Origin of the sequence: Streptomyces sp. NBC_00286 (assembly GCF_036173125.1) — a bacterium.
GTDB lineage: Bacteria > Actinomycetota > Actinomycetes > Streptomycetales > Streptomycetaceae > Streptomyces.
Window position 1 is genome coordinate 2,507,322 of sequence record NZ_CP108054.1, and the last position, 18,053, is coordinate 2,525,374.

15 protein-coding genes are annotated in these 18,053 nt (G+C 68.5%); 9 read left to right on the forward strand and 6 right to left on the reverse strand.

Annotation, left to right across the window (positions count from 1 at the left end; genetic code table 11):
- The first annotated feature begins 410 nt into the window (after positions 1–410).
- Positions 411–1,157 carry an SDR family NAD(P)-dependent oxidoreductase gene (locus tag OHT21_RS11355; protein WP_328768151.1) on the forward strand — a complete coding sequence of 249 codons (747 nt, stop codon included), beginning with the start codon at positions 411–413 and terminating at the stop codon, positions 1,155–1,157.
- Between the two features lie 283 nt (positions 1,158–1,440).
- Here OHT21_RS11355 and OHT21_RS11360 read toward each other — a convergent pair whose 3' ends face one another.
- Complete coding sequence (locus OHT21_RS11360; protein ID WP_328768152.1) at positions 1,441–2,235, reverse strand: LppX_LprAFG lipoprotein; 795 nt, start codon at positions 2,233–2,235, stop codon at positions 1,441–1,443.
- 311 nt (positions 2,236–2,546) lie between these two features.
- Between OHT21_RS11360 and OHT21_RS44640 the strand changes: the two genes are divergently transcribed.
- The 4 genes from OHT21_RS44640 to OHT21_RS11380 all read left to right on the forward strand — a co-directional run bounded on the left by OHT21_RS44640 (position 2,547) and on the right by OHT21_RS11380 (position 5,444).
- A complete protein-coding gene (locus OHT21_RS44640; protein ID WP_443050343.1) occupies positions 2,547–3,023 on the forward strand; it encodes a hypothetical protein in 477 nt (158 codons plus the stop codon).
- Entirely contained in the window at positions 2,941–3,831 is an 891-nt protein-coding gene (locus OHT21_RS11370; protein ID WP_443050344.1) for a class I SAM-dependent methyltransferase, read from the forward strand. Before OHT21_RS44640 ends, OHT21_RS11370 begins: the two co-directional genes overlap by 83 nt.
- 33 nt (positions 3,832–3,864) lie before the next feature.
- Positions 3,865–4,803, forward strand: coding sequence for a MerR family transcriptional regulator (locus tag OHT21_RS11375; protein WP_328768153.1), 939 nt, complete (start codon positions 3,865–3,867; stop codon positions 4,801–4,803).
- Between the two features lie 74 nt (positions 4,804–4,877).
- The gene (locus OHT21_RS11380; RefSeq protein WP_328768154.1) at positions 4,878–5,444 is read left to right on the forward strand and encodes a GNAT family N-acetyltransferase; all 567 of its coding nucleotides are present in this window, start codon (positions 4,878–4,880) and stop codon (positions 5,442–5,444) included.
- A 566-nt stretch (positions 5,445–6,010) separates the two neighbouring features.
- Here the strand turns inward: OHT21_RS11380 and OHT21_RS11385 are convergent.
- The 5 genes from OHT21_RS11385 to OHT21_RS11405 form a co-directional block, all read right to left on the reverse strand.
- Entirely contained in the window at positions 6,011–7,336 is a 1,326-nt protein-coding gene (locus OHT21_RS11385; RefSeq protein WP_328768155.1) for an SPFH domain-containing protein, read from the reverse strand.
- Positions 7,333–9,045, reverse strand: coding sequence for an SPFH domain-containing protein (locus tag OHT21_RS11390; protein WP_328768156.1), 1,713 nt, complete (start codon positions 9,043–9,045; stop codon positions 7,333–7,335). Before OHT21_RS11390 ends, OHT21_RS11385 begins: the two co-directional genes overlap by 4 nt.
- Positions 9,046–9,708: 663 nt before the next feature.
- Positions 9,709–10,356, reverse strand: coding sequence for a thymidine kinase (locus OHT21_RS11395; RefSeq protein ID WP_328768157.1), 648 nt, complete (start codon positions 10,354–10,356; stop codon positions 9,709–9,711).
- 606 nt (positions 10,357–10,962) lie between these two features.
- Positions 10,963–11,568, reverse strand: a complete 606-nt coding sequence (locus OHT21_RS11400) for a hypothetical protein (protein WP_328768158.1) — start codon at positions 11,566–11,568, stop codon at positions 10,963–10,965.
- A 286-nt stretch (positions 11,569–11,854) separates the two neighbouring features.
- Positions 11,855–12,496, reverse strand: a complete 642-nt coding sequence (locus OHT21_RS11405; RefSeq protein WP_328768159.1) for a hypothetical protein — start codon at positions 12,494–12,496, stop codon at positions 11,855–11,857.
- Between the two features lie 428 nt (positions 12,497–12,924).
- Here OHT21_RS11405 and OHT21_RS11410 point away from each other — a divergent pair, with 428 nt between their 5' ends.
- The 4 genes from OHT21_RS11410 (at position 12,925) to OHT21_RS11425 (ending at position 17,643) form a co-directional block, all read left to right on the forward strand.
- Entirely contained in the window at positions 12,925–13,755 is an 831-nt protein-coding gene (locus OHT21_RS11410; RefSeq protein ID WP_328768160.1) for a hypothetical protein, read from the forward strand.
- Between the two features lie 364 nt (positions 13,756–14,119).
- A complete protein-coding gene (locus OHT21_RS11415) occupies positions 14,120–14,329 on the forward strand; it encodes a hypothetical protein (RefSeq protein ID WP_165339163.1) in 210 nt (69 codons plus the stop codon).
- A gap of 86 nt (positions 14,330–14,415) precedes the next feature.
- Complete coding sequence (locus OHT21_RS11420; RefSeq protein WP_328768161.1) at positions 14,416–15,147, forward strand: hypothetical protein; 732 nt, start codon at positions 14,416–14,418, stop codon at positions 15,145–15,147.
- Between the two features lie 1,071 nt (positions 15,148–16,218).
- Positions 16,219–17,643 carry a hypothetical protein gene (locus OHT21_RS11425; protein ID WP_328768162.1) on the forward strand — a complete coding sequence of 475 codons (1,425 nt, stop codon included), beginning with the start codon at positions 16,219–16,221 and terminating at the stop codon, positions 17,641–17,643.
- The last annotated feature ends 410 nt before the right edge of the window (positions 17,644–18,053 follow it).

The following is an 18,053-nucleotide window of genomic DNA, read 5'->3' on the forward strand; positions in this document are numbered from 1 at the left end:
AATCGATCTGAACCATGGGTGACTCCTTGCGCGCAGCGCGCAGCTGTGGCACCGGCGTTCGCCGCCGGACCTCGGTACGGATGCTTCTGTCTCGGCCACCCCGGCAACACCGCTGCCGAACCGTCCCAGGAGCCCTTGCGGAGTGGCCTCCGCGTAGCTCTTCGACCACAACTCATTCCGGATCTGATTCCGGACGCTCGGCCTCGTGACCCCCGGCCTGCCGAGCAGCGACAAGCTAGGGAGTGAGCTCCGTCACGCTCAATGGGCATGTTCATTAGACGAACAGCCACCAGTCAGCGGCGGCCTCGATGCGCACCATCCATGAGTGACAGCCTTACCGGCGCCGGTCGCCGCATGGGCTGCGCACCCGCTCCGGTTCCGTTCGAGCGCTGACCAAGGAGAGATGAGCCATGGCTGGGAGACTGACGGGCAGGACCGCGGTCGTGACCGGGGGCAGCGCCGGTATCGGGCAGGAGATCGCCCGCAGGCTCGCGTCGGAGGGAGCGGACATCGCGGTCGCGGACGTCGATCCAGCCGACGAGGCGCGAGAACTCGTCACAGAAGCCGGCCGGAGGTTCTTCAGCGACAAGATCGACATCTCGGACGCAAACGCGATCCATGAGTTCGCCGCGCGGGTCCGGAGTGAACTCGGCGCCGCCGACATCCTGGTGAACAGCGCGGCCGTTGTTCTGCCGGCCGACATCGACCACGTGACCTACGACGAGTGGCGCCGCACCTTCGCCGTCAACGTGGACGGCGCCTTCCTGACCTCCAGGGCGTTCCTGCCGGACCTGAAGGCATCCGGCTCAGGACGGATCGTCAACATCACATCCTCGAGCTACTGGACTCCGCCGCCTCCCTTCGTCTCGTACGTCTCTTCCAAGGGCGCGCTGAACGGACTCACCTCCGTCCTGGCCGCCAACCTCGCCGCGCACCACATCACCGTCAAGGGCGTCGCGGCGAGCCTCGTCCGGACGGCCACGGCCGTGGAGAACACGAGCGAGTCCTTCTTCGAGCAGACCGTACGGATCCAGAACATCAAGCGGGTGCAGCTGCCGGCCGACGTCTCGGGCGTCGTGGCGTTCCTCGCCTCAGACGACGCCGCGTTCATCACGGGGCAGATCATCGCCGCGGACGGCGGCAGCACGCGCCGCTGAGACGAGCCATTGGATGTGGGCTGCCATCGCTTGTCGGCTGCCCTCCGACCGGCAGGCACTCAGGCGGACGAGACCGGCAGCACGTCCGGCGACAGCGTCCCCGCCCTCGACGCACCTCCCGCAAGCGGGCCCTGCCAGGTTTGGCGTACCGCAGATCCCGGCTGTGAGAACTCAGGCACGCGGCAAGCCGGTCCGCGCAGCCGCAGGCTGGCGGTGTCGTCCCCGTCGCCGCCCCCTTCAACCTGACTGTCATCCAGGGGCCCCCGCGCTGGCCTCGCCCCTCTCAGGCCAGCAGGACGTCCTCGCCCACCGTCACGGGAACGACCAGCCTGGCCGGCGGCGCCTCGGCCTTCACCGATGTCCCAAAGTCCGACAGCGTCATCGTCGTCATGGCCCTCATCCCGCCGAAGAAGGACAGCCGGGCCTGGACGGCGCGCCCCTTCCCGTCGACCCACACGTCCGCGTAGACGGGCATGTCGTCGCCCAGCTTCTTGCGCAGCTTGTCCATGCCCTGTTTCGTCTGCGTCGTCATCCGGTACGTCGCGGTGGCGTGGTCGATCGTGCCCCGGTAGTGCACCGCAGGGGCGCCGTTCACCTGCTCCTCGCCCTCGTTCGACACCTGCCGCATCGCCTTCATCTGGCGGAGCAGGTGCTCGGGGTCGTTCAGCGGCGCCCGCAGGAAGTAGCGGCTCAGAGCCTCGCTCCGGTCGGCCGAGGCCCACTCGCCCTCGTCCACCGCCTGCGAGCCCCGCACATAGACGGTGTCGCCGACGAAGACCTCCTCGACGGGGTCCATGCCGCTGTCCTCGATCTCCACCGTGAGCCGGCCCCGGTCACCCGCCAGATCGAAGGCACCGGCGATCGTGAGCACGTACGTCGTGGGGCTGTCGGTGGACCGCAGCTCGATCTTCTCCTCCACGCGAGCGCTGTCCGCGCTCGTCCTCTCGATCGCAGCACGCACCGCCGCCCCATGATCCACGGCCTTCTTCGCCCCCTCCCCCGAGTCACGGTCCGCACCGCTGGAACACGCGGTGCATAACAGGAGCACAGCGGCGGAGACGAGACGGGCGCGGCGCATGGGTTCTCCGAGGAATCGGTACAGCGGCAGGTGGAGCCCGAGAGGGCCTGGAGATCTTCGCACGAAACCGGTGAGGGGCCCCGGGATTTCGGCCTCGACGCCCTGTCCTTACCCGGTCCTGACGTGACATCGGGTGCGACGGAACGCTCTCCCGAACCCGAGTCGGACCATCAGCCATCAGTCGTCAGCCGGGATCGAGTTCGGACAGCTCCCCCAGCACATGGGCGCCTTCAGGTTCCGCCCGCGGCCGAACTGGTGTACGCCTACACAGCCAGGACGGCACCCGACGCCAGGTCGTCTACCGCGCCTTCATGACCGCGACCGGCACGCAGTACGCGGTGCTGGCGGCGGGCCCGGAGGAGGACTGGCCGCAACAGCGGCGGTCCCTCGAGGTCGCGCTGGCTCACTTGGCGTCCTGGCCTCCAAGCCAGATGGACATCGTTTTCATTTACATTTACGTTCTTCGTTATCTGACGGCCGGACTTCAGGGGGTGATCCGGAGTGAAGGGTCGGGCAACCCCGTCGAGCAACAGGTCTCGAAGTCCGACGACGCCACCGCCTCCTCCGTCGCCGCCACCCCGCAGGCGCTGGCCCCGCCCTCCCGCTTGCTGACCCTCACCGCCCTGCGGCACTCCCCGTACCCGGTCGGAGAACTGGCCGCCACCGTCGGCATGGAGCAGGCCGCGGTCTCCGCGGGCGCTGCGCATGCTCGGTCTGGTCACCGGGCGCCGCGGCGACCGCCGCACCGTCTACAGCCTGTACGACGACCACGTCGCCCAACCCCCTGACCAGGCCGTGCACCACATCGAGCACCTGTGCCCGGGCCTGCGCGACTCCCACCGACCGGCAAGGAGCAGACGCCCCACGATGGTGAAGATGAGCACGGAGACAGCCGACCGATGGATCCACAGCTGGGACGCGCAGCAGGAGCACTACGCCATCGGGCGCGAAGAACGCTTCACAGTGATCGCCGACGTAGTCGCACATGCCGGGCAGGGCGCGGCAAACCCCCTCGTCGCCGATCTGGGCTGCGGCCCGGGCAGTCTGGCCGCACGGCTCGCCGTCACGCACCCGCACTGGGAGGTCGTCGGGGTGGATGCTGATCCACTCCTGCTCGCCCTCGGCCGCGCCTCCTACGGCAGCACCATCCGACTGGTCGAGACGGTGATCGGGACTGACGGCTGGATCGAGGCGCTGGAGCTGAGCCGTCCCCTGGACGCCGTGGTGTCCAGCACGGCGCTGCACTACCTCCCGGAGAAGAGCCTCCTGGAGGTCTACGGACAACTGCACCAACTGCTGCGCCCCGGCGGCGTACTCGTCAATGCGGACCACTTCCTGCCCGAAGACGCCGCCCTGTCCGCACTCACCGGCGAGGTGGGCCGACGTGCGGCCGAGCGGCGCGGCGTGCCGGGCCGCTCGGCGTGCCGGGCCGCCCCGACTGGGCCTCTTGGGGGCGAGAGGCCGAACAGGCCCCGGAACTGGCGCAGTTGCCGGCCGAAAGACAAGCGCGCATGCCGACCGGGGGCGCGGACAACGAGGAATTGTCAAGACTTGTGGATGAGGAGTGGTTGCCTGCTGGCAGGCGAAGGGACTTGAGTCTCCAGTAGGGGGAGACACAAAGGTGGGGGCATGGACGGCGACACGCTTTACTCGATCGGCGAGCTCGCTCGGCGGACCGGTCTCACGGTCAAGACCATTCGGTTCTACTCCGATCGCGGAATCGTGGCGCCGACGGACCGTAGCCCGGCCGGCTACCGCCTCTACGGCATCGACGCCGTCGCACGCCTGGAGCTCGTGCGGACCCTGCGCGAGCTGGGACTGGACCTTCCCACGATCCGCAAGGTTTTGGACCGCGAGCTCTCGCTTCCCGAGGTCGCCGCGGCGCACGCCGAAGCACTGGCAGTGCAGATCCGCGTCCTGCGCCTGCGGCGCGCGGTGCTGACGGCGGTGGCCGAGCGCGGGTCCACACCTGAGGAGACGGAACTCATGCACCGGCTGGCCCAGCTTTCCGAGGACGAACGCCGACGTCTGATCGGCGATTTCCTCGACGCCGTCTTCGGCGGTCTTGACGCCGCCCCCGCATTCGCGGGGGTCATGCGCTCGATGACCCCCGAGTTGCCCGACAACCTGGAGGCGGAACAGGTCCAGGCGTGGGTGGAGTTGGTCGAAATATCCCTGGACCCGGATTTCCGCGCCGTCATGCGGCGGATGGCCGAGGACCAGGCAGCCGAGCAGGCCCGAAGCGACATGATGGGCCCGCGCCGCGACATTTCCGCAGCCGTCCGTGACCAGGCCGGCCCGGCCCTGACCGCAGGCATCGACCCGGCCTCGCCCCAGGCCGATCCGATCGTCGCGGCGTTCACGGCGCACTACGCGTACCTCCTCGGCCGCCCCGACGACGTCGAGCTTCGCCGCCGGCTGGCGACTCGGCTGGAGAGCGTGAATGACCCCCGCAGGGAGCGGTACCTCCAGCTGCTCGCAGTGGTCAACGGCTGGCCGGCCCCGGAGAGTCTGGCGCCGGTGTTCGACTGGTCCGTCGAGGCTCTGCGCGTCCGGACACAGCAGTGACGGGGCGGTCGCAAGGCGGCATAGGCTGGACGCGGCTGGCGTCGGGTGAAAACGCCGCCGCATATGATCGGTTGATGAGTGCCCCCGTCGTACTTCAGGTGGCCGCGTCGCCGGCCTCTCCCGCTCTCGTTCTTCGCCCCTGGCGCATGGAGGACGTTGCCGCATTGGTCGAGGTAAGCCGGGATCCCGCACTGCGCCAGTGGGCGATCTCTGTCGTGGACAACGATGCCGACGGGGCACGGTGGGTGCAGGCCCAGCAGCGGGGCTGGGCAGCGGGGGACCGGTTCGGCTTCGCCGTCCTTGAGGCACAACCCGGTTCAGTTCGCGAACAGTTGGTGGGCAACGTGGTCCTCAAGGAAGTCACCTCCGGCAAACCGGCGGCCGAAGTGGGCTACTGGACCGCGGCGCACGCTCGCGGGCGGGGAGTGGCCCCCCGCGCTCTGGAGGCACTCACCAGCTGGGCCTTCGACACCTTCGAAGCCGACGGGCTGGAGCGTCTCGAACTCCTGCACCAGGTGGACAACCTGGCATCGTGCCGGGTTGCGCAGAAGAGCCGCTACGACTTCGACACCATCCTGCCCGCGGCACCGCCCTCCTTCCCCCGCGATGGCCACCTGCACATACGGCGCACGAGTGCCTGAGATCATCGATTACGTAATCCTGGAGCAGCTCGATCAGCCAGCCCCAGACGAACACGGCCTCGAACGCACCGGCGTGCCCACCGGCAGATCGCCGATCACCCCCAGCACCGGCTCACGCCCGTTGGGCACATTCCGGTTCACCGTCGTCCGGCCGCCCTCGTCCATCACGGCGATCTGCGACCGGCGGCGGTGCACATATAGCCACATAAGCCTGCATCGCGGGCCTCCTGACCCGGACTCGGCTCCCCTCACGAGGGTGCTCCGAACACACCAGAAGGGGAAGCCCCAGCCCTCCCTCATAGGGTCAGGTCACAGAGGCCGCGGAACGACCAGCCCTTGGCGCGGCGGCCGCCGCGTTCGGTGCGTACGCCCCCTCGCAGGTCGGCGTTACGTCACGAAGGGCCCGGCCGAATCATCTTGGGATCCTTTGATGTCCCCTGCCCGCCGACAGCTGTCCAGGGGCGGGCCCGAGAGAACGGCGGCAACGGCGGCAACGGCGGCTCCCGGCTCCGAGGACAGCCTGGAGCCGGGAGCCGCCGGGTTGAGCGTGGCGGGTGACGCTCGCCTCAGGCGTCGTCGTCCCCGTCCGGCTGCCCGTCCTCGAAGTACCGCGTCGGAGCCGCGGGCAGCGCCGTCATCCGCGGCAGCAGCTGCGCGGCGAGCAGCGTCGAGAGCGCCGAGGTGTCACCGCTGCCGCCGTCGGTGCGTACGACCACCGGCTGCGGTGCCTTCGATGCCAGCTCCGCGCCCACTTCGAGGCGGCGGCGGGCCAGCTCGTACTGAAGCACCGCGCGGTTGTCGCGGTAGGCCTTGGCGAGGGCGCGCTGGGCGCGGGCCTCGTTCTCGGCGGAGATCAGGCCGCTGCGACCGCGGGTCTCGATCTCGAACCGCACACGCTGGGCGTTGGTCTCCTGCTCCTCCAACAGCTGGGCGACCTGTTCGCGGGCGTTGTTGAGCGCGGCCTTCACCTCGACGATGCGCGCGTCGCGCACCTTCTTGGCCCGCTCGATGTCCATACCGAGGCTGTCGATACGGCGCTTGCGGGTCAGCCCCCACTCCTGCTCGTACGCGGTGCGCTCCTTGGCCACCCGCTCCCTGGTCGCCAGGTGCTGCTGGTACTGGGCCGGCAGCTGGACGTCCGGGATGTTGGAGCCGGTGATGCGCACGCCGTAGCGGTCCAGCTGCCGGTTGAGCAGCTCCTGCATGTCCGCGACGTCCGAGCCGCGCAGGTCGTACGCCCGCTCGGTGCGCATCTTGCGGGCGCGCTGGCGGATGGCGTCCTGGACGGCGCTGGACAGGACCAGGTCGAAGTTGCCGGCGCCGATCGTGCGGACGAACCGGACCGCGTCCGTGATGCGGAACTTCAGGAAGAACTCGATCGACCGCAGCGGGACGTTCTCCTGCGTCGGGCAGGCCATCACCGGGGCGGAGTACGGGATCTCGGTGGCCGTGTCGACCACGAAGTCCACCCTCGACCAGGGGTGCCAGAGGTAGTGGCGGCCGGCGTCCAGGGTGCGGGTGACCGCGCCGTAGCGGGTCAGGACACCGTTGGTGCCTTGCTCGATCTCGACGATCGAGGAGCGCCACCACCACAGCGCGCCGATGATCAGGAGCAGGCCGCCGACCGCGTAGGCGAGCCCGGCGAGTGCGCCGTAGGCGAAGTCCGCCGAGCCGTCGGAGTCTGCCTCGCGCAGCGACAGCATCACGCCCATGAGCAGCGCGAACAGGCCGAGCCACAGCGGCAGCATCCACCACAGCCTGCGCCGGTGGCGGGGGATGATGACCGGGATCAGCGTGCCGGCCTCGCCGCCGCGCAGCAGCTGGGCGATATCGCTCCAGGGCGCGACCGCCTCGGAGATGACCGACCTGCGGTTCATACGTGCGGCACTCACTGACCGGCCTCCTCGGAGAAATCGGGAACCTCGGACGCCTTCGCCTGCTCGGCGGTCTCCTGGCCGGTCGAAGAGCCCGTCGGCGCTCCGCCGTCGGCCGACGGCACGGTGGGCCGCTCGGCCTGGAGCAGCACCACTATCTCGTCCTCGCGGCCGGCGATACGGTCGCCGATCGCGGCGAGCTGCCCGCGCATGGCGGCCATGTCCGCCTCGCTGAACAGTTCCTCGCCGCGCTCGCCGACCATCTCCCGGGCCAGCTGCAGGAAGTCGACCCCGGCGGCGCTGTTGCCGTCCGCCGAGCCGCCGATGCGGACCAGGCGCGGCAGATGGTCGGCGACCTGCTCAAGGGTGTCGAGGATCTGCTGCTGGTAGCGGTACTCGAGGATCTCGGGAGCCTCGGCCGCGGTGACCGCGCGGATGTCGAGGGCCTGTGCCTCCAGCAGCGCCGCGTTGGCCTTCGCCTCGGACTCGGCCTGTACGTAGCGCTGGCGGGCAAGGGCCTGGGCGCGGTTGGTCTCGCGCTCCACGGCGGTGTCCATCTGGGCCTGGTACTGGGCGATATCGGCCTGGATCGCGGAGAGCGTCTCGTGGCTGGTCGCCAGCTCCTTGCTCAGGTCGCCCTCGTCCTGCTCCTTGCGGAGCATCAGCGCGTACTCGTGGGTGTACGCCTCCTTGGCCATCCGCACCATCTCCGGGGCGGCCAGGTCCATCCGGTAGTTGCGATCGGACGGCTCGGCGTGCGTGATGTTGGCGTTGGTCAGCTCGACCGCGGGCCGGAACTGCTGGTTCAGCTGCTCAAGGAGCCGGCCGGTGTCCTCGCCGACCATGTCGTAGATCCCGGCGGCCTCCTGCTCGTAGATGAGGCTGCGAATCGTCTCGCTCACCGCGTTGCTCAGCTTCTCCTCGAAGCCGCGTACCGCACCCAGTGTGTAGACGAACTCGGTCGCGTCGCTGATCCGGAACTGGATGAACAGGTCGATCGAGGCCTTCACGCCGCCCTTGGTCGGCGCCTCGCGCACGGGCGCATTGAACGGGTACTCGCGGGTGGTGTTGAGGATGTACGAGACCCGCTTCCACGGGCTGATCAGGATCACCCGGCCGGGGCCGACGACCTTCTCCAGCTTCCCGAAGCGCGTGATCAGGGCCTGGCAGCCGTCCGGGACCATCACCATGCCCTGCCGCCACCACACGAAGGCGACCGCGACCACGGAGATGACCCAGTAGTGCAGCCCGAAGAGCGGGTTGGTCAGCGGGGAGTCGTCCACCGTCGACACGACCGCGGTGCCCACCGCGCCCAGGACGAGCAGCGACAGCACCGGGAGCATGCTCAGGAACGAGCGACCCTTCGGGAGCACCATCGGGCAGATCGCATGGACCTGTTCGCCGCCCTCACGCTGCTGTTCGCTCTGGTTGAGCGCCTCGCCGGCCTCGTCGAGAGAGACGGTCTTCTGCGCCATGACCGTGGCGATGGAGCCGCCCTGTTCCCTCGCGGCCGGAAAGTCGGCGGGGTCCATGCCCTCTTCCTCCGGCGCGTACGACTCCTCGTCGGCGTCGTCCCGACCCTGGCCGGCCTGCCCCCGGCTCTGCGGCCTGCCGGCCGACCGCCCTGTGCGCCGCCGGACTTCCTCCTCGGCCGCCTGCCGGGGATCGGCACCGGAGGCCACCGCTGAGGCCATCCTCCGTACGCTCTGCGCTTTCGCTCGTGCCATCGTTCCCCCTTTTTCCTTCTCTTCTCGTGCCCGTATTACTGGCCTGGCCCGTATTACTGGCTGGGTGCCCTGTACGCCTTGTGCGCCCTCTTGATCGTGTTCCTGGTTCCAGTCATCCCACACCACAGGCGGCGGGAGCACGACGGCTCCGCCGATCGTGACCATACTGATGAGTATCGTGATGGCGCTGATGGAGAAGGGGCTCGGCAAGGCTCCGGATGTTGTATCGGGTTCTCACCGCGCTCTCGCTGGCCGGCGGCCCGATCGTCCTGGCTGAACTCGTGCGTCACCAAGGGCAGAAGGTTCAGGAGACGCTCTGGGCATCATGGGGCGGCTCCCCGACCATCCAGAAGCTCCGTCTACGGCAAGCGGGACAGAACTCCCTGCAACGGGAGACCTGGGAAGGCCGTGTCATCCGTGGCGAGGATCGAGCTTTCCTCGGCCCGTAGCGAGCGGGGCCCGCCTCTTCCGGGTCCCAGGCGGGGACCCACGCCTGCGGCCAAGAGCATCCGCCAGGGCCCATACACCTCCTGAGTCCACCACCCAGAGCCTCCCCCGCGCCATCCGCTCCAGAACTCACCGCCGCACCACGCCCCGAACGCTCGCTCCACTGCGACGGGCACGATCAGCGAGCAGCCTCTCGCCTCCCCCTCCGACCGGTAGTCACGCGGAGGAGACCGGCAGCACGTCCGGCGACGGCGTCCCCGCCCTCGACGCGGAACTCGTCATCCGCCGACGGTGATGGCGTCGACACTGCACCTCGGACCCCACCTCGGCCGCCGACCGGGACACATCCCCCACCACGACCTGCTCGCCCTCGACGACCATCTCCCCGCCCACGGTACGGGCGTTGTGCGTCGCCCGCGCACCACACCAGCACATCGCCTCGACCTGCAGGGTCTCCACACGGTCGGCGAGCTCGATCAGGCGCTGGGAGCCGGGGAAGAGCTTGGTGCGGAAGGCCGTGGTGATGCCGAACGCGAAGACGTCCAGGACGAGGTCGTCCACGATCCGGGCCAACTGGTCGATCTGCTCCGGCGCGAGGAACTGCGCCTCGTCCACGATCACGTAGTCGACCTTGGCACCGTGCGACATCTGCTCCACCAGGTACCCGTACAGGTCCATGCCCGGAGCCGCCCCAACCGCGTCCGTGACCAAGCCCAAACGCGACGACAACTTGCCCTCGCCGGCACGGTCATCCCGCGTGAAGATCACACCCTGCAGACCCCTTGCCGACCGGTTGTGCCCAATCTGAAGCGCCAAAGTCTTTTTGCTCGGGTATCGACCATGTGTGGGTGGCGTCCCGACCATGACATTGCGCGTTCTGGGTTCCCTCCGCCTCTCCGCGGAAACCGACAACTCGACCGCGATCCCCCGCCAGCGGGACCATATCCAGCACTGGGTCGATACTCCCGGTCGCGACGCAAGAATCGTCGCGTGAACGATGGACACGGACGTCTCCGGCGGTCTCCCTCCCTTCAAGCGCTCTGATCTCGACAAGTGCACCGTTCTTGAGTTAGCTCAGGATTGGTTGACGGAACCCCGCTTGATCTTCGGATCGGGCGGGATTTTCGTTGCTCCTTGGGTCTGTTCGAGCCTGTTCGGGGTGACGGATGGCAGCGGCACGGGGTTGTGGCCGCACTGGCCTGCTGTGGTGCGGCGTTGTATGCATCACAGCCAGCCCCGGTGGTCCGAGGCTGGCTGTGATCGCGTTGTGGGGTTGTTCTTCGTTCTTGTACGGGTCACCTGGTGGGCGGTGGTCGTCCAGTCTCTTCCGGTGGGTCGGCTTCGAACGTGGCGATTTCGGTCGCCAGGTCGCGCTGCCGCATCGGTCCAGTTCCCGACCAGCGTGCACGAGCAGTACCTCCCGGCTTCGCGCTCCCCAGAAAGCCAAGTCTCGCCCCGGCCCCGCAGCCCTCAAACCGCACGACGCCCCCTGCATGGATCGGAGTTCTGCAGCGGTGTGGTGGTTTCGTCGAGACAGGGCTCGGACAGAGTGAGGGCGAGCCGTGACTGGCGTGTCGTGACGGGCGTAACCAGTGCGCCAGCGACGGCGGTCCAGCGGCGGGCCCGTTGCCGGGCGGCCGCAGGAGACGTGAACAGGTGCGTGTACTTCGCTCGCACCCGGCTCTTCAGCACCGTGGGCCCTCGCCTTCCGGATGTGGGTCGGTCCAGTCGCCGAGGCTGCGCCTCGGACGGGCCCGTCAGCGGCTGAGTCCGCCGTCCGAACCAGTCGGTCATGGCCGCGCCGCCCTGCAACCCGAGGCTCAGGAACAGCAGGTGGGGTGAGGTCGCGGAGCCCAGGATGCCGGCTGCCTCGCTGGGCATGCCCGCCAGTTCGGCCACCGCCGGCACCACGCCGCCCACGTACAGCACGAGCGCGGAGACCCCCTGCACTCGGATCCGCGCCGGGGACCACCGTGTGCGGGCCCTCCTCGGTGCCCAGCCACGGAGCATGGCGATGCCGAGAGGCAGCAATACCGCAGTGAACAGGCCGATCCAGCACCACAGGAAAACCGTCACGTCCCGCTCCCTTTCCACGCTTCCTCAGCGCGAAGTCTGCCCCCGCGCACGATCCGTCGTCGCTGCCGGAATCCGGAAGTCTCCGCCCGTCCGGACTGCGCGGGTACCGCAGCCCGCCACCGGGCCGCTCACCTGGTCCGTCAGGGACCAGGGCCCGGGGCCGGCTCGACGGGACCCGCTCCTGTTCAGCGGCAAGGACACCAAGAAGGGCGGCGAAGCGGAAACACAACGAGCCCGCCGAGCCGGACCGGAAGGCTGCTCGAGTCGCAGCCGTTCACAAGCTCGGCTACATGACCGAGCAGTTCCTCCAGACCGCGGCCAGGGCCTCGGGAATCTGTGGGACATCGCCGCAGCCCTGCGGCCCACGGGGGAAACCGTCACTGGCGACGTAGCTCCAGTTCCCTGCGGACGTACTGCGGAAGTACTTCGTGGCGCCGCCCTCGTCCTGCATGCTCACGAGTTGCTCGTACGTGGCACCTGGAGTGGACTCGAAACGGGTGGCGGCGTAGCGGACGCCGCCGCACTGGCCGTAGAAGAACTGCCCCGGCACCGGCTGGATATGGGCGAAGCGGGGAAAGCGGCGCTGGTATGCCGCCGTCACAGCGGCCTTCACCGCGTTGGTGGCGGTCAGGTTGTGGCAGCTGGAGCGGTCTGCGGAAGCAGCGGTTCCGGCGGGAGTGGGGGACGTCGTCACCCCGGCCGGAGCGGCAGAGGTGCGCGATGGCGTGGGCGTGGTGCCGGCAGATGCCGAGGGCATGGTGTCGGCAGGGACGTGCGAAGGGGCGCCTGCCGAGACAGAGGCGTTCACGGAAGGCGACAAGGAGGGGGCGCCCGGTCCGGCGTGCGAGCCTGACGAATCCTCGCAACCTGTCAGCACCAGGATGCCGCCCATCACCGCCATCACCGACACACCTCTGAGATCGAGCATGGCGAGTCCTCTTCTCCACAGATGAAGCCTCTGCCACGACCTGCGACAGAGCGTGCGACCGCCGGGCGTCCGGCCACCGCCCCGTTCCTGGACACGCTGGGCAGCTCTGAGGTTGCAGGAGAAAGGGACACACGATGGTCTCGATTCCGTATACGCGCCCTGGTCCACCTGTCGGCGACGCCGGGCACAGCATCGACTGGCACACCACCATCGGCTCCACCTCGATCCGCGCCTACCAGCACGCTGCCGGAACCCTGAAGTCCCCGCCATCGACACCGTCCGATGCATCAAGAGAAGCCCCACAAAGGCCGGTTCAGGTACGCACGCACCTGGTATCGAGACGGATCCAGATTGTGAGAATGTGGCCCTTGGGTGAAGAGCGCATCGGCTCATGGTGAGGCGCGAGCACTGGTGGAGCGGGGGTAGTCGTGGGGTTGGCCATGTGCCCGTTGTGCAGCGACGACGAGGACATCGAGTTGGTGCGCACTCTCGATGACGGATGTCGGGTCGTCAAGCACCGGTGCGGCTACGAATGGGAGCACCGGCAGCCCACGCCCCCGACGAAAAGGCCGTCCCATTCCTTCAGCGACCTCAAGGCTCGTTTCCCGAAAGCCGAGGACGTCAAGCCCCAGTGGCTGGAACGGGCGGCTCGACTCAAGTCGCAGTACCTTGCCACCAAGCCGGACTTCGACATTCACGTAGCGGCCTACTGGGCGAAGTACCAGAGGATCTTCTCCCCCGACGGGTTGCGAACGTGCCACCCGAGGGTGCTCAAGGACTTCGCCAACTCCGACGTCGGCGCCCGCCCCGGCAACCAGGCCACCTTCAACTCCGCGTGGAACGACATGGGCGACGCCGCTGCCGGGAAGGCGACCCGCGAGACGATCGCGTACCTCCTGTACGGACCTGATGACGTGCCGCTCGAAGACCGGGTGCAGCATCTGCTGGACGGCACCAAGCCGTTCGCCATGACCGGCTTCAAGGAGGCACTCCTCACGAGGGTTCTCTGCGTCATGCAGTCCGACCGGTTCCTGACGATCCTCAAGTACACGACGGAGGCGGGCGGCAAGCGCGAGATCGCGCGGATGGTCTACGGACTGGAGCTGCCGGCGCCCGAGTCGGTGAACTGGACTCTCGGGCGGCTGATCCTGTGGAGCAACGACCTCCTCCACACGCTGGCCGGGGATGGCTTCGCCAACCAACAGCACTCCGCCGCGTTCCTATGGTGGGCAAAGGATCAACCCGGCGGTTTCCAATAGGCGAGACTCCGTCGGACGCCGCTGCGAACGGCCTGCCGAGGTTCCATGGGCACCCCGCTTCGTGAGCACGGCCGGTCATGGGCCTCGCCCTGTCTCCTCAAGGACGCTGAGGGGATGAGGAGCCAACCCCTGCCGGCGCTGGTCCGGTTTGGGGGCAGGTCACGTTCGCGGGCGACCCGGCCGAAAACGCGGTCCTGGCCACCGGCAGGCTCTCCTTCGGCATGATGTACCGCTCCGCGGCCTCGACCGGCCGGTGCCTCTCCGTCACCTGCGGCATGGACGAACACCCCTTCCGCCATACGCACTCCCGGCGGCGTGGTTCCCCGCCTGGCAGTGTGACCGTCAGCGCCCGTACGCTCCCGCCATGAAGTCCGTCATCACGGCCATCGAAGCGGCATCGCCCGACAACGACCGCACGTGCAGCATGCACACTTCGCCGAGCCCCAACTGCAGCGGCCTGGTCGTGGCCGTCGTGACGTTCGACGACGCCGGGAGCAAGAACAATCACTGGAACGTGTGCCACTGGTGGCTCACCAACAACCCTGACGCAGTCGCCTTCCAACAACACCGGTAACCCGAAGCATGGGAGACAACTGTCCAGAGACTCAGCAGGCTCCGCAGACCTCTGGGTAGGGTCGTCGGCCGAGGAGACTGGACCGCATGTCCTCACTGTTCTCACGCCCCGCTGTCACGCCCGTCAAGCTCTCGGAACCGCCCGTCCTGGAGAGCTGGGACGCGACCGCACACCCGAGCCAGCAGCGTCTGCGCGGCTACCTGGACTCCGTCGCGGCCCTGTTCGGCCCCGTCCTCGCCGAGGACACCACCCACCTGGCCTTGGCGCTCGATGTCGGCCTCGCCGACCACGTGGCGCTGACTCGCGGCGGCCACGACCTCGACAACTACCTGTTTCCCCTGGCACGCAGATTCGGGGCCGGGCGATTCGACGCCGTCTTCGCCCGCAAGCGCCATGACGCCTCCTCCACGATCGCCGTCGGACCGGCCCTACGGCAGGGGCCGGACCGTGCCGCAGTACCGCCCCTACTGTCCGTGCGCACCAGCGTGTCCGCCACCTCGGCCGCATGGAAAGAAGCCATCCACCAGGCATGCCGGGCGGCGCACCCGGAACCGGCTCCGGAGGGGCCGCTGCAGGTCCAGCTCTGCTTCCGGGTGTCCGCCGGACGCAACTGGTCAACACTCTGGAAGCCGGCGATCGATGCATTGGGGCCGCTGCTCGGCATGCCGGATCCGGACCGTCCCTTCCGGCCCAGCGATGATCGAATCGTCGATCTCGCCCTGCATCGCAACGTCGATGACTCGCTGGGCCACGATGTCGTGATCGCCGTTTGGTGGCAACCGCGTCACGCCATCCATCGCTCAGGTCGGGCAGGGTGAAGAGACCAGCATGCACACCAGTGGTGGAAGCACACGCTCCAACTGATCCATTTCTTCGAGGAAGAAGTTTGGTTTGTACTCCTCATCGTTGTGATCTTCCCGCTCACCGGGTCCTGGTGAGCTCACGGCAGGGCCTGGGCAAAGTGACGGGTTGTCTGGTTCACCCGATTACAGGCGTTTTGCTTCGCACTCGGGCGGGAGGAATTTGCGCGAACGATGCGTCCCGTCCGGTAGGCGGAGAGCTTGGGCCTGGTCCGGGAGCGGCATGCGGGTGCGGACGTACTCCCTCGTCTGCGACGACACCTCGGCGCTGCAACACTGGGAGGCGAAGGAGTCGATAGGCGCGTCGACCTGGTCACACCCTCTACCGCCGGTGGCGTAGCGGCCGCCGGCGCTCAGGGCGCCACCCCTCCCGCGCCCGAAGAGATGGGCCGTGCTGCCGTCGAGCTCGTTGCCCTGCATGAACACCGCGTGATCCGCCCCGGCTTGACCGGCCCCGCGGAGTTACCGCCGGGCCCATGGCCGAGGCGACGGTCACCGTCGCGACCGCCGCCGCCATGGGCCGGCGAACGGCAGTCCGGGATTGCTTCTCTGCAGGGCAGGGCTCCCCCGGCACAGCCCGAAGCGGCATTCCGGCTTTCCCGGCTGTCGATTCAGGTCAGCCGCGACCGTGGCTGCACGGCCATGTCCGAAACCGATACCGACAGTACCGATGGTCGACCTGAGCGGTAACGACCTGCCAGCAGGTGAAGGCGCCGGGCTCATGCCACGCCACAGTCACCCTGCACCAGCGACTGGACGGCCCTCGCCGACACAAGCGCTGACGCTCTTCGCCGACACGACCTGTTGGCCGAGGTTGCCCTCAGCTGCTCCTCAGAAAAGCCTCAGAGTTCCACCAAGCGGTGGCCTGGCGGCAGGCCCGACCATCGGAACACACGCGCTGCGACGGTCCTGGCAAACCGTTTCGCGCGGGCCGGCGCCGCCGGTCCGACAGGACACCGATGACCGAGTCGGCAAGGTCCCGACAGACGTGACGGAATCCTGCCGGAAGACCCACAGGGGGACAACCAGATGATCACTCAACGCTACGGCGACCTGGAGATCGGATACACCACCCAATGGAACGGCTTGTTACATGCCGGAATCGCTTCCCGGACCGGGAAATGGCGCACACTGGGAAGCGTCTACGGGGGCTTCGTCGTGTCGATTCGGCAGGGCAAGTACGGCGAGCTCGTGGTCAGGGACCGCTCTGCCGGCCAGAACCTGCTCAAGCCGCCCGCCGGCTTCCAGTTGATGGGGCGTATCCCCACCCTCCCCGGCTTCCTTGGCATCGTGGTGTGGCGTCCTGTCCCGCCGGCCGGGTGCATGGCTCTGGGAGACGTGGTGACGGCGGTCGCCGCCAGGCAGATGGAGAAGCCCGGCACCTCCGTCCTGGGCATCGCGTGCGTGAAGAAGGAGCACAACGGACGCCCCTACGTACGCCGCGCGGAATTCGGACGCCTTCCCCTTCGGACGATCGACAACGGGAAGGGCCTCTGGGCCATCACGCCCTCGCTGTATCCGTTCGACGACACCGAGGAGCACCTGTTCCTGCCCGCCGGTACGTTCAGCTGCGGCCCCAACACGCCGCACGGGCCGACGGCCGTGACCTGGGTGCTGGACCTGCCCGCCGTCGTCGGCAAGGCCGACCACGCTCCCGAACTGCGGCTGGAGTCCTACAACGCGCCCCCGGCCCAGGCAATCGTCACCGACCGGGCCGTGACCGTGCCCTACTTCATGGGCAAGGACGATGCGCGCACCGAGGCGTGGAAGGTGGCGAACTCCCCCTTCTACAAGATCAAGCGCAAGCGCCAGTACGACCTCATCCGCCACGTCGACTTCCGGAGCGCTGGCGGCGGGCAGATCTCCGAGACGGTCGAGGAGGGCGTCTCGAAGGAGAGGTGGGAGGAGTTCGCCCTCAGCACCGGGATCACCGTCGGCGTCACGGCGGGCGTGGAGGCATCGGCCACGCCCTTCGGCGTGGGTGCGAGCGTCTCCGTGGAAACCTCGGTGAGCGCGTCTGTCGAGCTGGGCTTCACCACGCGCTATGGCGTGTCCGCCTTCGAGAACAAGAGCGTAAGTGTGACGTTCGACGTGCCCGCCAACCATGCCGGCGCGCTGTGGACCGACACCCACCAGCTGGTCCCCGTCCGCGGTGACGGCACCCTGGTCACCAACGCGAACCTGAGGCTGAACGCCGGCGACTCCGGTTCCTACGTGGGCCGCACCTTCCCGGAGACCGCCCGCGGCAAGGTGTCCGTCGTCCGCAAGGTCTCCGACGAGGAGATCAAGGCCGCGGAGGAGCTGGGTATCGACCCCCGAGATCCTGGCCGACGTCACCGAGATCACGCAGTAACCCCGCCCGGTGGCCGAGGGGGCACACCGGCCGACGCCCTGCCGGTGTGCCCCCTCGGCCGCCGCGTGGTGGAGGAGCGCGGGGCCACGTGGGCATCCTGATCGTCTTCGGCGCCGGTATCCGTCCCCGGCTCGCCAGCTGTTCGGCCTGGATCGGCTACCACGGCGAACTCCCTGTCATCGAGGGCAGGTTGATAGGGCAGGTTGATCCGGTTGAAGCCTGCGGATTCGGCCCGGAACGCACGTTCCGGATGGCCGAGCAGACACCGGGGCCCCGACGATACGTACTCCGAGGGGGGGGGGCGGACCGCTGGATGTGTGGCTGGTCGTCACCGTCCCGCATCCACCTGCGGCCGGGCCGCCCACTCGTCGCGGATTCCGCGGCCCCTCGGATCGGCCCGTGGACCCCGGCCGGCTCACCCCGGCCCGGGTCCGCGCGGGTTGGAAACCTCCATCTGTACATGCCACCGAACCCGCACGACCAGGCCCCGGCAGACCGTTCGGCTCCCCAA